This is a genomic window from Shewanella avicenniae (assembly GCF_017354945.1).
Lineage (GTDB): Bacteria > Pseudomonadota > Gammaproteobacteria > Enterobacterales > Shewanellaceae > Shewanella > Shewanella avicenniae.
Map to the genome: position 1 here is coordinate 36,548 of NZ_CP071503.1, position 14,135 is coordinate 50,682.

Here is a 14,135-nt window from a genome sequence, read left to right on the forward strand (position 1 = left end):
TTGATTTGAAGTATGAGAACACAGCTTAAAAGAATTTGAAAAGGGGTCGCTTAGCTCAGCTGGGAGAGCACCTCCCTTACAAGGAGGGGGTCACTGGTTCGAACCCAGTAGCGACCACCATTTCAAACGAACTACAAAAAAGCAGCTTTCCGAATTACTTGTTTTTGCCAGAAAGGCGAGAGCAGAAAAGAATTTGTCTGGTGACAATAGCATTGTGGTCCCACCTGATCCCATCCCGAACTCAGAAGTGAAACACAATCGCGCCGATGGTAGTGTGGGGTTTCCCCATGTGAGAGTAGGTCATCGCCAGACGCCCAATTAGATTTTCGCTTGAAAAAGCGAAATCAATCAGCTTAGTACCACGTTGTGGGAAACAGAGTTGGAGCGGTAGTTCAGTTGGTTAGAATACCGGCCTGTCACGCCGGGGGTCGCGGGTTCGAGTCCCGTCCGCTCCGCCAACACATCAAGGCCTCGTCTTACGACGAGGCCTTTTTGTTTTTGTCATATTTCGATACGGTTCTTTTTAGTTCAGCTGATTACGTGAGTGATATCATGGCTCTGTGATTAGAATATCAATTCATTCTGTTATATTCGTTATAATCCATCATCGGAGAAAATATCGTTGCAATGCCGTATGGGATGCGGTGCCTGTTGTGTGGCACCTTCGATCAGTAGTGCGATTCCAGGGATGCCAAACGGCAAGCCTGCAGGTGTACGCTGCATACAGCTTGATGATAATAATCTCTGCAAGTTATTTGGCTTACCTGAACGTCCAGCAGTATGTCTTGAGTTCACTGCTACGAAAGACGTTTGTGGATCGAGTAATGAAGAGGCTTTCTCGATCATTACGTCCTTGGAACAACTGACTTCACGATAAGGCTCGCTGATGCAATTAACTCGGTATACAGATTTTGGTATTCGCACGCTAATGTATTTGGCGTTAAACCCTGAGCGGGACACCTTGTTTCGCATTGCTGAGATCACCGAGGTTTTTGACTTGTCGCCGAACCACGTGTCTAAGATTGTGCATCACCTAGGTAAGCTAGGTTATTTGCACACTGTGCGCGGTAAAGCGGGTGGTTTTCGTTTAGCTAAGCGGGCTGAAGATATCAATATGGGGCAGTTGGTGCGTGAATTAGAGCACTCGCTCGAGCCTATCGATTGCAGCAACCCTTATTGTCGTATGTTGCCAGCATGCCGCTTAAAAGGCGTTTTAGCCAATGCGGTTGAGGCTTATCTTAACGTGTTGGCGCAGTATACCTTGGCAGATGTAGTGGTTAACCGTACTGAGCTGTTGGCGACTCTACCCAAATCTGACAATGTGCTAAGCATTATTTAAAGCTGCTCGTTGCTGCTGTCTTTCTTCGATTGCTCTTTAGCAAACTGGAACGAGAGCAGCTCTGATGCTTTGACCAATTCAACGCCTCGCCGTTTTAATCGCTCTTTTAGCTGCCGTTTTAGGAAGGCAATGGTCTCGGGATAGGGATGTGCGATCAGTACCGCTTGGCCATCCTGTTTCGCTAGAGTCATCGCTTGTTCGAGTTGTTTGGCTAAGGTGGCTTGGTCTAACTGGTTATCAAGGAAAACCTGCCGCCGCAACAATGGCACGTTAAAGGTGTTCGCTTCTTTACTCGCCTTGGAGTAGCGGGTGGTCATGCTGTCGACAAAATATAAGTTCTCACTGCGTAATACTTCCATCAACCATTGCATCGGCTTGTCTAACTGAGTCAGTAAACTGCCCATATGATTGTTGCTGCCCTTGGCATAGGGCACGCTGCTGAGCGCTTCTTCAACTGCCAGTTTGAAATCTTGCTCATCCATCTGATTATTGAGTCCACCCGGGCCCATCGCTTTGCCGTTAAGCGCTTGCATGGGCAGATGAACCATTATTTCATGACCCTTATGATGGCCTTGTTCGGCGAGTTTTTGTCCAAGAGGGGTGTGCGGTAGTACCGAAAGTGTAATGCCTGATGGCAGCGACAGTGCATCCTCGTCAGTGTGACGATAGCCAATGTCATCAATAATGATCGCTAGTTGTCCTGCATTACATGGGTTGCAACACAGGGCAAGGAACAGTCCCAGTATGAGTCGGCGCACTATTATTTTTTGTATTAATTGTTATGGTTACTAATCAGCATGACTGAATGGCTGATTTATAAATGAGTTACGATCCTTCGTATCCAGTTATACCAGTTATTGCCCTGTCAGTGTCAAGTTGTCGCTGTGTTATTGGCAATATTTTGCAGGGTTTTCTGCTTCACCTTTGTGGCGAATTTCAAAATACAGGCCTGACTGTGTTTGTCCGCCAGAGCGTCCGACCAGTGCGATCTCTTCTCCCGCGTTGACGCTGTCTCCCACTTCTTTTAGTAGTGCTTGAGAGTAACCATACAAACTCATAAACCCTTGGCCATGGTCGATCACCATCAACAAACCAAAGCCTTTAAGCCAGTCAGCGTAAATCACTTTGCCAGCGGCCGGTGCGTTGATTGCTTGGCCTTCGCGGGCATCAATGACCACCCCTTTCCAGCGCACGTTACCCGAGCGAGCACTGCCATAGGCGTGGCGAATACTTCCCTTGGTGGGCCAGTCTAAACGGCTACTGCTCTTGGCTAAACCTTCCATGGAAGGACTTTCTGACATCGCTTTCATCGCTTGCTCGATGACACGTTTCAGCGATGCTTCTTCGATCTGCAGCTGTTCTAACCCCAACGCTTTTTGGTCGATTACTTTTTGCAGTTGTGCCACGGTATTTTGCCGTTGCTGCTGTTCGGCGGCGAGTTGTTGAGACTGTGAACGCTGGTCAATCGCGAGCGAATTTAGACGCTCTGTTTCGACTTGAGCTTGTTGCTGCACTTGCTGTAGTTCGCTGCGGGTCTTTTTAAGCGACTCTATGGCGCTAATGCGCGCTTTATTTAAGTAGCCATAATAGGTAAGCAGCCGTTCGACGGTGGCGGGATCTTGCTGATTAAGCAGCATTTTACTGTAGTCATGATTGCCAGCCAGAAAGGCGCTCTTCAACTGCTTGGCCAAGACTTGTTGCTGTGCTTGCTGTTGGCTGACTAAGCTATCCTGTTGTTTGGTGAGTTCTTTAATGCGGCTTTTGGCGCTATCGAGATTGTTTTCAGTTTGGTTCAGTTGTTTAGCTGCGCTGGCGATGGCTTGCTCATCACGTTTAAGCAGTTGCAACAGTTTATCGCGTTGCTGGCTATTGCTGCGCAGATCCTGCTGCTCAGAAGCAATTTGCTGTTGAATAGCTTTCAGCTCCGATTGACGTTTGTCGAGATCAGCTGCGAAGCTTTGGCATGTAGACAAAAGAAAGCCAGCAATAATGCTGGCTTTCACGATAGCGTTAATAATCACGGATGCGTGGTTACTCTTTAACGTGAATGATAGCCTTGCCGGTCATTTCGGCCGGAATGTCCTGTCCTAACAGGGTCAACATGGATGGGGCGATATCACTCAAACGACCGCCGTTATCGATCTCAGCCTTACGGCCAACATAGATAAATGGCACCAGCTCACTGGTATGCGCGGTATGAGGTTGCCCTGTTGTTTCATCCATCATCTGTTCGGCGTTGCCGTGATCAGCGGTAATAATGCATTCACCACCGACCTTGTCTAGCGCAGCGACCACGCGCCCTAAGCAGCTATCCACTGCTTCACAGGCTTTTACTGCAGCATCAAAGCTGCCAGTGTGGCCAACCATATCGCCGTTAGGATAGTTACAGATGATGACATCATATTGAGATGATTCAATGGCTTCAACTAACTTATCGGTCAGTTCTGCTGAGCTCATCTCAGGTTGCAAGTCGTAGGTCGCGACTTTAGGTGAATTGATCAGAATGCGGTCTTCACCGGTAAATGGCGTTTCAACTCCACCGTTGAAGAAGAAGGTCACGTGGGCGTATTTTTCCGTTTCAGAAATACGTAACTGACGCATGCCTAATTGCTGCAGCGTTTCACCGAAGGTGTTCACGAGTTCTTCTTTCGGGAAGGCGACCGGCACTTTGATGTCAGCGGCGTATTCTGTCAGCATCACAAAATTCAGCTTAGGTGTTTTGTGGCGGACAAAGCCATCAAAGTTGGCGTTGACGAATGCGCGAGTAATTTGACGAGCCCGATCAGCGCGGAAATTCATGAAAATCAGCGCATCGTTGTCGTTGAGCTCAACAGTATCACCAATGGTGGTGGCGGCAACAAACTCATCATTTTCATTGCGGGCGTAGGCATTTTCTAGTGCGGTAACGGCGTTTGCTGCGTTGAATTTGCCTTTGCCTTCAGTGATTAACTCATAGGCTTGTGATACGCGATCCCAACGGTTATCACGATCCATCGCATAATAACGGCCAACCACGGATGCAATTTTCCCAACTCCGAGATCAGCAAACAGTTTATCGAACTGCTCTAAGCTGCTCTTGGCGCTACGCGGTGGGGTGTCACGTCCATCCAAAAAGGCGTGTAGATATACCGCTTTTGCCCCGCGTTTAGCGGCCATTTGGCACATGGCGGCGATATGGCTTTCGTGGCTGTGTACGCCGCCGGCTGATAGCAAGCCCATGATATGCACCGCGCCGTCAGCAGCAATTGCAGCATCGACAGCATTGACTAGCGCTGGGTTATCAAAAAATTCACCATCATCAATCGCTTTTCCGATGCGGGTCAGCTCTTGATAAACGATGCGGCCGGAGCCGATGTTGATATGGCCAACTTCTGAGTTACCCATCTGCCCATCGGGCAAACCAACGTCGAGCCCAGAACCTGAAATTAGGCTGTGGGCATATTTTTCTGCGAGACCGTCGAGCACTGGGGTTTTGGCATGAAACACAGCGTTGTTGCTGGTGTCTGCGCGATAACCCCATCCGTCGAGGATCAATAACGCCAAAGGACCTTTAATTGCCTTCATAATTGATACCTAAAAGTAAATGAAAAATTTTTATCTGGTTGAATATTACTACAGCTGCCAAGGCCGAAAAAGCGGCGCTGAACCGATTGATGTGATGGAATTCATCGTAAATAGCGGTTTGATCGCGGTATAAAAGCGGGGTTTTAACTGCTGCATTCTGCTTGGCGGATGGGTATACTCAGCGCTTATTATTTGAGGCTCGCTCAACACAGGCAGTAACCATGCAAGAATATATTGAGTTTTTTCAAGCACACACCATCATGTGTGTGGCTTGGGTTGCTTTATTTATCGCGTTGATCGTGACAACGTTCAAGATGGCGTTTTCAAAGGTAAAAAACATCGACACTCAGCAAGCAACCTTGTTAATTAACAAACATGACGCTGTGGTAGTTGATGTGCGTGGTCCGGAAGAATTCCGTAAGGGCCACATCGTTAACGCGCAACATATTCCGATGGCGGAGATTAAAAATAGCCGCTCAAAGCTTGAAAAGCATAAATCTAAACCCATCATATTGGTATGCAACGCAGGGATGACCTCATCTCAAGCGGGGCAAATCCTCGTCAAAGATGGTTTTGAACAGGTTTACAGCCTCAAAGGCGGTATGGGGGAATGGCAGGCTGCGAATATGCCTGTTAGTCGCAAAAAATAACCGCGACCATACAACTGTTCAGTTTAATTTGGGATGATGACCGGTATTCCGCGTAACAGATGCCCTTCACAAAAATTAGCCCAGTTTGGGGCATCGATAAGAATAGGTATAGCAACATGGCTGAAGCGATCAACAACGAACAACCACAAGGCCCACAATTCAACATTCAACGCGTTTATGTAAAAGATATCTCTTTTGAAACGCCAAATAGCCCTGCGATCTTCCAAAAAGAATGGACGCCAGAAGTTAAGTTGGATCTGGACACTCGCAGTTCAAAACTGGGTGACGATGTTTACGAAGTGATCCTGACCCTGACCGTGACGGCGACCTTGGGCGAAGAAACTGCGTTCCTGTGTGAAGTACAACAAGCGGGTATCTTCACTATTTCTGGTCTGACTGAGCCACAAATGGCGCATTCAATCGGTGCATATTGCCCGAACGTACTGTTCCCATATGCGCGTGAAACAATCGCAAGCTTGGTATCTCGCGGTACCTTCCCACAACTGAACTTGGCACCAGTAAACTTTGACGCACTGTTTGCGCAATACGTACAGTCTCGTCAAGCTGAAGCTGCTGCAGCAAGCACAGAAGCTTAATTATCAATGAGCACTGAAGCCGAAATTACGGTACTAGGCGCGGGGTCTTATGGCACCGCGCTTGCCATTTCTTTGGCAAGCAATGGCCATCGTACTGTGCTTTGGGGCCACGAAGCCGACCATGTTGCGCGTTTAGCTGAAGCGCGTAGCAACGAAGAGTTCTTACCGGGCATTGCATTTCCGGACGAGCTAATTATGGAAGCAGACTTGGCAAAAGCCGTGACTGCTTCACGTAATCTGTTGGTAGTTGTCCCAAGCCATGTATTTGCTGACGTTTTAGCACAAGCCAAGCCGTTGCTACGTGCCGATGCCCGCATTGTGTGGGCGACCAAAGGACTTGAGCCACATACTGGCCGCTTATTGAAAGACGTTGCCCAAGAGGTGATTGGCGATCAATATCCGTTGGCTGTGTTGTCTGGCCCTACCTTTGCTAAAGAGCTTGCCGCCGGTTTACCGACAGCGATTTCTGTCGCGGGTACTGACGAAGCCTTTACTGCTGATTTAGCTGAGTTGCTGCACAGCCCTAAACGGCTGCGGGTTTATGCCAACGACGATTTTATTGGTCTGCAACTGGGTGGCGCGGTGAAAAACGTGATTGCCATTGGCGCGGGTATGTCTGATGGGATCGGCTTCGGCGCTAATGCGCGTACCGCGTTGATCACCCGTGGTCTGGTTGAACTTACACGTTTAGGTGTAGCGCTTGGCGCGAAAGACTCCACCTTTATGGGCATGGCGGGATTAGGTGACTTGGTGCTCACATGTACCGATAACCAATCACGCAACCGCCGGTTTGGAATGGCGTTGGGTCAGGGCTTAGATGTTGATACCGCCCAGACACAAATTGGCCAAGTGGTTGAAGGTTACCGTAACACCAAAGAGGTGTTTACCTTGGCGAGCCGCTTGGGCGTTGAAATGCCAATTACTGAACAGATTTACCAAGTGTTGTATCAAGGTAAATCACCGCTGGATGCCGCTAAAGAGCTGCTGGCGCGTGAGAAAAAATCAGAAACCGGCAGCGCTGAATAAGCACGGTTTTCGAACCGATTTTTTGTTCTCAGTGACCAATTAAAAAGGATGCCCAAGGGCATCCTTTTGTTTTTACTCGCCACATTAGCCATTTTTTAATTGTCGGCGGTACAGCAGTAAGTAGATTGCAGGTAGAACAAATAGAGACAGTACTGGCGCTGTGATCATCCCGCCGACCATAGGTGCCGCGATTTTCTGCATCACTTCGTTGCCTGAACCTGCGCCCCACATGATGGGCAGTAAGCCGAAGAAAATGGTGGCCACCGTCATCGCTTTGGGGCGAATGCGCATGACCGCACCTTCAATTAAAGCCGCTTTTAAGTCGCTCACGGAGTGGTACATATCCTCGTCTTGGCGATGCTTAATGGCGTTATTGAGATACACCAACATCACCACGCCAAACTCGGCGGCAACACCGGCGAGGGCGATCGTCCCCACCGCCACCGCGGCAGAAAAGTTGAACCCCAGTCCGTAAAGCACCCACATACTGCCCACCAGTGCAAATGGCAGCGACAGCATAATGATGGCGGCTTGCTGGGCTGAGCCAAAGGTCATCATCAACAGAATGAAGATTACCGCCAACGCCATTGGTACCACCTGCTCAAGTTTTTCGGTCACCCGCTGCATATATTCGTATTGCCCAGCAAAGCTGAAGCTATAGCGCGGTGGCAGCTTCACATTTGCGGCCAAAATCGGTTTCACCGTGTTGATGTACTCGCCAATTGAGGTGCCTTTAATGTCAACAAACACCCACGAGATTAATCGACCGTTTTCACTTTTGAGCATCGGTGCCCCATCGGTAATCTCAATATCAGCCAGATTACGCAGTGGTAAGTAATGGCCAGACTTAGTGATCACTGGCAGATCCCGCAGTTTTTCGATGTTATCGCGCAGCTCGCGCGGATAGCGCAGGTTGATCGGGTAACGTTCGGCGCCTTGTACTGACTCGCCCACATTCATACCGCCAATGGCATAACGCACCACATCTTGAATATCGCTAAGGGTCATGCCGTAGCGAGATGCCACGTTCAATTTTGGGGTGATATCGATATAACGACCGCCACCAACCCGTTCGGCATAGGCTGAGCGTGTATGCGGTTGTTGCATCAAAATCGCTTCAATCTGCGCTCCGATGCTTTGCAGTTCATTGATATCAGAACCGGTAATCTTGATGCCTACCGGGGTTTTAATCCCAGTTGAAAGCATATCGATGCGGGTTTTGATCGGTTGTACCCAAGCGTTGGTCAATCCCGGCACTTTCACCGTTTGTTGCAGTTGCTCAATGATGTCATCCAGTTTTACCCCTTCACGCCATTCTTCTTTAGGCTTGAGCATGATGGTGGTTTCCAGCATGGTCAGAGGCGCCGGGTCGGTGGCGGTTTCAGCGCGGCCAACTTTACCGAACACCCTTTTGACTTCCGGTACGGTTTTAATCAAGCGGTCAGTTTGTTGCAGCAGTTGTGCGGCTTTACCGGCACTGATTCCGGGCAGGGTGGTTGGCATGTAGAGCAAGTCACCTTCCTCTAAATCGGGCATAAATTCGCTACCCATACGAGTGGCGGGGTACCAAGCACTTACCAAGGTGATAATGGCTAGTACTAAAGTGATTTTAGGAAAGCGCAACACCAAAGACAGTAATGGCTTATAGCCGGCAATCAATACGCGGCTGATCGGGTTGCTAGTTTCTGACGGTATTTTTCCGCGAATAAACAGCCCCATCAAAATCGGCACTAGAGTGACCGATAAAATGGCTGCGGCGCCCATGGCAAAAGTTTTGGTGTAGGCCAGCGGGGTGAACAGGCGTCCCTCTTGGTCTTCTAAGGCGAACACTGGCACAAAGCTGAGGGTGATAATCAGTAAAGAGAAGAACAGCGCAGGGCCTACCTCTTTCGAGGACTCAGACACAATGCGCCAGTGTTCGGTTAAATCGGGGCGTCGTTGATGCTCATGCTCAAAATGCTCGAGATGTTTGTGCATATTCTCGATCATCACAATCGCGCCATCGACCACTGCGCCGATGGCAATCGCAATGCCGCCCAGACTCATAATGTTGGCATTCACCCCCATATGATTCATCACGATAAACGCCATCAAAATCGACATCGGGAGGGTGATAACGGCAACCAGTGTTGAGCGCGCGTGCATCAGGAATAGCAAACAGACGACGCTAACTACCACCATCTCTTCAATCACTTTGTGCACTAAGTTTTCAACTGAGTTTTCAATCAAGGTGGAGCGATCATAGGTCGGCACGACTTCAACGCCATCAGGTAGGCCAACTTGCAGTTCTTGCAGTTTGGCTTTCACGGCTTCGATGGTGGCCAACGCGTTTTCGCCATAACGCATGACGATAATGCCGCCAACGGTTTCCCCTTGGCCATCGAGCTCAACAATGCCACGGCGTGCGGCGGGGCCTTTACGAATGTAGGCAATATCTTTCAGCATCAGTGGTGTGCCGGCGGGACTTGCCACCCCGAGCGGGATCTCTTCAAAGTCTTTTAGGGTTTGGCGGTAACCTTTGGCGCGCACCATATATTCCGCTTCCGCCATCTCAACCACAGAGCCACCGGCTTCGTTATTGGCCTTATTAATCGCGTTGCGAATGGTGGCGATATCCATTTTATAGAGCGCCATTTTGTCAGGATCGAGAATCACCTGATAGGTCTGCTCCATACCGCCAATGGTAGCGACTTCAGACACGCCTGCGACGCTCTGCAGCTCCAGTTTCAAATACCAATCTTGTAAGCTTTTCAGCTGCGACAAATCCAGTTTGCCGCTGCGGTCGACGAGCGAATACTCGTAAACCCACCCGACACCGGAGGCATCGGGGCCTAACGAAGGTTGTACTCCGTCAGGCAAACGATTACCAATTTGACTCAGATATTCCAACACCCGCGAGCGCGCCCAGTAGATATCGGTGCCATCTTCAAAAATGACATAGACATAGGAATCACCAAACATCGAAAATCCGCGTACGGTTTTAGCGCCGGGTACTGCCAGCATCGCCGTTGAAAGCGGGTAGGTGATCTGCTCTTCAACCAATTTTGGCGCTTGGCCGGGATATTCGGTTTTGATGATGACCTGCACATCTGACAGATCTGGCAGCGCATCCAACGGGGTTTGCTTTAAGGCGTGAATCCCCATCGCCATCACAATTACCGCCAGCACCAACACCATCACGCGCTGACGAATAGAGGCATCAATGATGGTTTTTAGCATCGGTGGCCTCCTGTGGTTGTGCCGCGCTCATCCGCATCAAACTGCCTTTGAGGCTGGCTTCAGAATCGAGCAAGAACTGGCCGGAGATCACCACTTCATCACCGGCGTTAAGCCCAGTGAGAATTTCCACTTGGCCACGGCTCATCATGCCAGTGGTGACAGGTTTAGCGACAAAGCCTTGGTCACTGGTTTTCACCACAACGCGGTTGTCTTTACCTGTCTGGATAAGCGCTTCTTGTGGAACGACTAAGGCATCTTTATTTGCGCCACCAAAGATAGACACTTTGGCTAGCGTGTTCGGGCGCAGTTTAATGCTTGGGTTATCTAACACCACCCGTACCCGTAAGCTGCGAGTTACTGGATCGAGTTCGGGGTAGATGTAATCAATCTTGCCTTCGAGATCTTTAATTCCCATGGCTGGAATACTGACTTGCGCTGGTTGACCAACTTCTAGCCAACTTTGCTCGTTCTCAAACACATCGGCAATCACCCAAACTTTGTCTAGATCGACCATCGACAAGACTTCTGTGGCCGGTTGTAGATACATGCCATCGCGAATATTTAGACTGGTAACATAGCCATCAGTTTCTGCATAAAACGGCACGCGGTAACGGGTTTTTCCGGTTTGCTCCAACAGCTTGATTTGATCGCGGCTAATGCCGAGCAGTTCTAAGCGGGTTTGTGCTTTACGCAGTAACTCGCTGTTACGGCTGTTACTACCGCGCTGTTTTAAGCTATCGGCAGCGAGCAAGTAGTCATCTTGTGCGTTGACCAGCTCGGGCGAATAGATCTCATACAGCAGTTGGCCTTGTTTGATCTTATCGCCGGCAGAGGTCACCGTCAGTTTTTCCACCCAACCGCTTACCCGCGAGTGAATATGGGTAATTTGGCTTTGGTCATAATCGATTTCACCAACGGTATCCACATAGCGCCACATGGTTTGATGGTGGGCTTTGGCGACTTTCAATGCTAATGCTTGCTGCATCGCACCTGAAACATTCACCTGCACCTCATCTTGATGGCCGCCGAGTTCAACTTTTTCCAAGTTCATACCACAGATTGGGCAGGTACCGGGAGTATCGCTGACTATTTGCGGGTGCATCGGGCAGACATACTTAATGGTGCCAGAGCCACCACTATCGGATTGCGCTACCAGTTTGTGCTCATGTTCGGCATCGCTGTTGATTGCGGATGTACTCGCCGCCGCGCTGGGTTGTTCCATGCTGGCATCATGCTTGTGGCCGGCATGTTCCAGCTGTTGTTGCGCGACATTTGGGGCTTGTTCAACAAGGAACATGCCGCAGATAGGGCAACGGCCCGGCTCATGGCTTACGACTTCTGGGTGCATTGGGCAGCTATAGGTCTTGCCTTCGTCTTGCGCTGCGTTCGTGTCTTTATCGACGCTCGCCGCTGGTGGCGTGGCGTCGGGCTGCGATGCTTCCGGCGCATCATCTTTCACTAAAAACATGCCACAGATCGGGCAGCGACCCGGTTTGTCGCTGCGTTCTTGCGGATGCATTGGACAATAATATTCGCCATGTACATGGGCGCTTACTGCGGTGGCAACCTCAGTTTGCGCGGCTGTTGCGGCGAGGAGAGGCGCAGACGGCTGCAGTGCAGCCGTCATCGCCATGACAAACAAACACGTCATTTTTTGGGTTTGGGGTTTACGACTCATGACCTCATGTCCTCTAATGCTACTTCACCTAAGCGCCTAATTACTGTTGGTGAGCGTGGTTCATGTCCTTGTGCTGCATTTCACTCATATTGGCATGTTTCATCTCGCCATGACTCATTTCTTTAGCTGGTTGCAAGTTCATGCCACATTTAGGGCAGCTATCGCCTTTGTGACCTTTCACCTCTGGGTGCATTGGACAGTGGTAGACCGCTGGCTCAGCTTTCACTAAAGTCATGCCGCATTTAGGGCAACTGTCACCTTTTTTGCCAGTCACTTCAGGGTGCATTGGGCAACTGTAGGTTTCGGCCGCAGCAGCGTGTTGATGCTCTGCTTGTTGTTTATCAGCAGCAAAGCTGTTGAATGAGAATGCCATTGCTAACAGGGCTGCAAACGCAATAGATACGATAGATTTCATTGTTATGTCTCCAACATGGTTAGCAATAGCACATCAAATAGGCGCAGCTAACCTAAATATTTTGGGTTTTATAGAGTGTTTCAGCAGATTTTGGGCACACGTGTGCCGTGGAGATTAGGCTATTGGTGGTTTAAATGCTGGATTGGCAGCGATAGAGGAAAAATGAGGTGCAGGAGTCGCAATTGCGCCTTCGGGTAACGGATGACTCGACGGCGTTTGTGCAGACATCAGGTATCCTGCAACCGACACCACTAAGCATTGACAGTTGCCTTTACACATTCCTTTGCCATCGCAACAATGATGAGTTGGCGCATCGGGAAGCACACTTTTGGTTGCCTGCTCGCCATCGCAGCAATCAGACATGTCAAAGTTGGTGTGGACGGTGACAGGGTTCATTTGATGATGTGTCATCATCATTTGATCCATCTCTTGGGCGTTTGCAGGTGCGATCATCACATGGCCATTCGACAGCAGCCCTTGCCCGACAAATGCGAGCAATAGCAACAGTGTCTGAATGTGACGAGTCATGCTATGCATATTAATAAACATTTCCAAAGATAGAGCCTGCGCTGCTGTTTGGTGGAGCAAATTACTCTGGGTAATCGAGATTTGCCTTGCCAAGCATTTATACAATATATGACGCAATGTGCAGTTAGCAATCACTTAAAACTGATCGTTTTCACAAAAGCTTATAAATATTCAAAAACTGTAATATTGAATTGAGTCTGAGCTGTTTGGCGAATAAGTCAGCAATAATAGGTATATTAAAATTTACTAAAAAGCTTAATTACTTGTCGGTGATCAATGCGGCAAACAAAGAATTGTTGTCCAACTTGTGTCACATTTCGTCAGAAAAACCCAGTCGTAGCATTCTGTTAGCAATATTCGCTCTATTTTAAAGCAGAGTTAGAGATAGCTCTCATTTTCGATTTTTAAGTCCCATTTAACGTACAAAAGTTGGTTTATAATCGAAAGCCTTAAAAGGGGTCCCTATTTCAGATAGTGATTAATAAAAAATATTTTGGAGAAGAGTGATGAATTGGCGTGCACTATTCAAACCTAGCGCGAAATTTTCCATCCTGTCACTGTTGGTGATCGGTATTGTAGTTGGTGTGGTAGGTTACTTTGCTACTCAGCAAACCCTTCATGCGACAAGTTCAGATGCATTCTGTATGTCTTGCCACAGCAACCATTCACTGCGTGACGAAGTGATGGCTTCTGCTCACGGCAACGGTCGTGCTGGTGTGACTGTACAATGTCAGGACTGTCACTTACCGCACAACCCTGTGAAGTATTTAGTGAAGAAAATCATCGTGTCTAAAGACCTGTACGGTTTCCTGACTATCGATGGTTTCAACACTCAAGCATGGTTGGATGAAAACCGTAAAGAACAAGCTGATCATGCATTGAAATATTTCCGCAGCAATGATTCTGACAACTGCCAACATTGCCATACTCGCATTTACACCAATCAGCCAGAAAGCATGAAGACGATTGCGAAGAAAATGCATGAAATGAACTTCAAGAAAGAAGAAGACAAACGTAAGACTTGTGTGGACTGCCACAAAGGTGTTGCACACGTTTATCCTAAAGGTTAATCCTAACCTTCTTCTCCGAAAAACCGGTGCTTAGGCGCCGGTTTTTTATT

13 protein-coding genes, 2 tRNA genes and 1 rRNA gene are annotated in these 14,135 nt (G+C 48.9%); 9 read left to right on the top strand and 7 right to left on the bottom strand.

The window, feature by feature from the left end; all coding sequences use genetic code 11:
- The first annotated feature begins 44 nt into the window (after positions 1-44).
- The 5 genes from JYB87_RS00175 (at position 45) to JYB87_RS00195 (ending at position 1,339) form a co-directional block, all read left to right on the top strand.
- A tRNA-Val gene (locus tag JYB87_RS00175) sits at positions 45-120 on the top strand.
- A gap of 76 nt (positions 121-196) precedes the next feature.
- Positions 197-312 (top strand): 5S ribosomal RNA (rrf, locus tag JYB87_RS00180).
- 69 nt (positions 313-381) lie between these two features.
- A tRNA-Asp gene (locus tag JYB87_RS00185) sits at positions 382-458 on the top strand.
- A gap of 164 nt (positions 459-622) precedes the next feature.
- Positions 623-877 (top strand): YkgJ family cysteine cluster protein, encoded by a 255-nt coding sequence (locus JYB87_RS00190; RefSeq protein WP_228729908.1) that lies wholly within the window; start codon positions 623-625, stop codon positions 875-877.
- 9 nt (positions 878-886) lie between these two features.
- Entirely contained in the window at positions 887-1,339 is a 453-nt protein-coding gene (locus tag JYB87_RS00195) for an Rrf2 family transcriptional regulator (protein ID WP_207354931.1), read from the top strand.
- Here JYB87_RS00195 and JYB87_RS00200 read toward each other — a convergent pair.
- The 3 genes from JYB87_RS00200 to gpmM form a co-directional block, all read right to left on the bottom strand.
- Positions 1,336-2,097 carry a divergent polysaccharide deacetylase family protein gene (locus JYB87_RS00200; protein WP_207354932.1) on the bottom strand — a complete coding sequence of 254 codons (762 nt, stop codon included), beginning with the start codon at positions 2,095-2,097 and terminating at the stop codon, positions 1,336-1,338. The two genes, JYB87_RS00195 and JYB87_RS00200, sit on opposite strands and share 4 nt — an antisense overlap.
- A 129-nt stretch (positions 2,098-2,226) precedes the next feature.
- Positions 2,227-3,360, bottom strand: coding sequence for a murein hydrolase activator EnvC family protein (locus tag JYB87_RS00205; protein ID WP_207354933.1), 1,134 nt, complete (start codon positions 3,358-3,360; stop codon positions 2,227-2,229).
- Between the two features lie 10 nt (positions 3,361-3,370).
- Positions 3,371-4,903, bottom strand: coding sequence for a 2,3-bisphosphoglycerate-independent phosphoglycerate mutase (gene gpmM / locus JYB87_RS00210; protein WP_207354934.1), 1,533 nt, complete (start codon positions 4,901-4,903; stop codon positions 3,371-3,373).
- Between the two features lie 221 nt (positions 4,904-5,124).
- On the opposite strand from gpmM, the gene JYB87_RS00215 reads away from it, so the two are divergent.
- The 3 genes from JYB87_RS00215 to gpsA all read left to right on the top strand — a co-directional run bounded on the left by JYB87_RS00215 (position 5,125) and on the right by gpsA (position 7,175).
- Positions 5,125-5,553, top strand: a complete 429-nt coding sequence (locus tag JYB87_RS00215; RefSeq protein ID WP_207354935.1) for a rhodanese-like domain-containing protein — start codon at positions 5,125-5,127, stop codon at positions 5,551-5,553.
- A 116-nt stretch (positions 5,554-5,669) separates the two neighbouring features.
- Complete coding sequence (gene secB / locus JYB87_RS00220) at positions 5,670-6,149, top strand: protein-export chaperone SecB (protein ID WP_207354936.1); 480 nt, start codon at positions 5,670-5,672, stop codon at positions 6,147-6,149.
- A gap of 6 nt (positions 6,150-6,155) precedes the next feature.
- Positions 6,156-7,175, top strand: a complete 1,020-nt coding sequence (gpsA, locus tag JYB87_RS00225) for an NAD(P)H-dependent glycerol-3-phosphate dehydrogenase (protein WP_207354937.1) — start codon at positions 6,156-6,158, stop codon at positions 7,173-7,175.
- A gap of 84 nt (positions 7,176-7,259) precedes the next feature.
- Here the strand turns inward: gpsA and JYB87_RS00230 are convergent, their stop codons facing one another.
- The 4 genes from JYB87_RS00230 to JYB87_RS00245 all read right to left on the bottom strand — a co-directional run bounded on the left by JYB87_RS00230 (position 7,260) and on the right by JYB87_RS00245 (position 13,024).
- Positions 7,260-10,394, bottom strand: coding sequence for an efflux RND transporter permease subunit (locus JYB87_RS00230; RefSeq protein WP_207354938.1), 3,135 nt, complete (start codon positions 10,392-10,394; stop codon positions 7,260-7,262).
- The gene (locus tag JYB87_RS00235) at positions 10,375-12,072 is read right to left on the bottom strand and encodes an efflux RND transporter periplasmic adaptor subunit (protein WP_407695822.1); all 1,698 of its coding nucleotides are present in this window, start codon (positions 12,070-12,072) and stop codon (positions 10,375-10,377) included. Before JYB87_RS00235 ends, JYB87_RS00230 begins: the two co-directional genes overlap by 20 nt.
- Before the next feature lie 40 nt (positions 12,073-12,112).
- Positions 12,113-12,487 (bottom strand): heavy metal-binding domain-containing protein, encoded by a 375-nt coding sequence (locus JYB87_RS00240; RefSeq protein WP_207356766.1) that lies wholly within the window; start codon positions 12,485-12,487, stop codon positions 12,113-12,115.
- A gap of 114 nt (positions 12,488-12,601) precedes the next feature.
- Positions 12,602-13,024, bottom strand: a complete 423-nt coding sequence (locus tag JYB87_RS00245; protein WP_207354939.1) for a hypothetical protein — start codon at positions 13,022-13,024, stop codon at positions 12,602-12,604.
- A 497-nt stretch (positions 13,025-13,521) separates the two neighbouring features.
- Here JYB87_RS00245 and JYB87_RS00250 point away from each other — a divergent pair, with 497 nt between their 5' ends.
- Positions 13,522-14,085, top strand: a complete 564-nt coding sequence (locus JYB87_RS00250) for a NapC/NirT family cytochrome c (protein WP_207354940.1) — start codon at positions 13,522-13,524, stop codon at positions 14,083-14,085.
- The last annotated feature ends 50 nt before the right edge of the window (positions 14,086-14,135 follow it).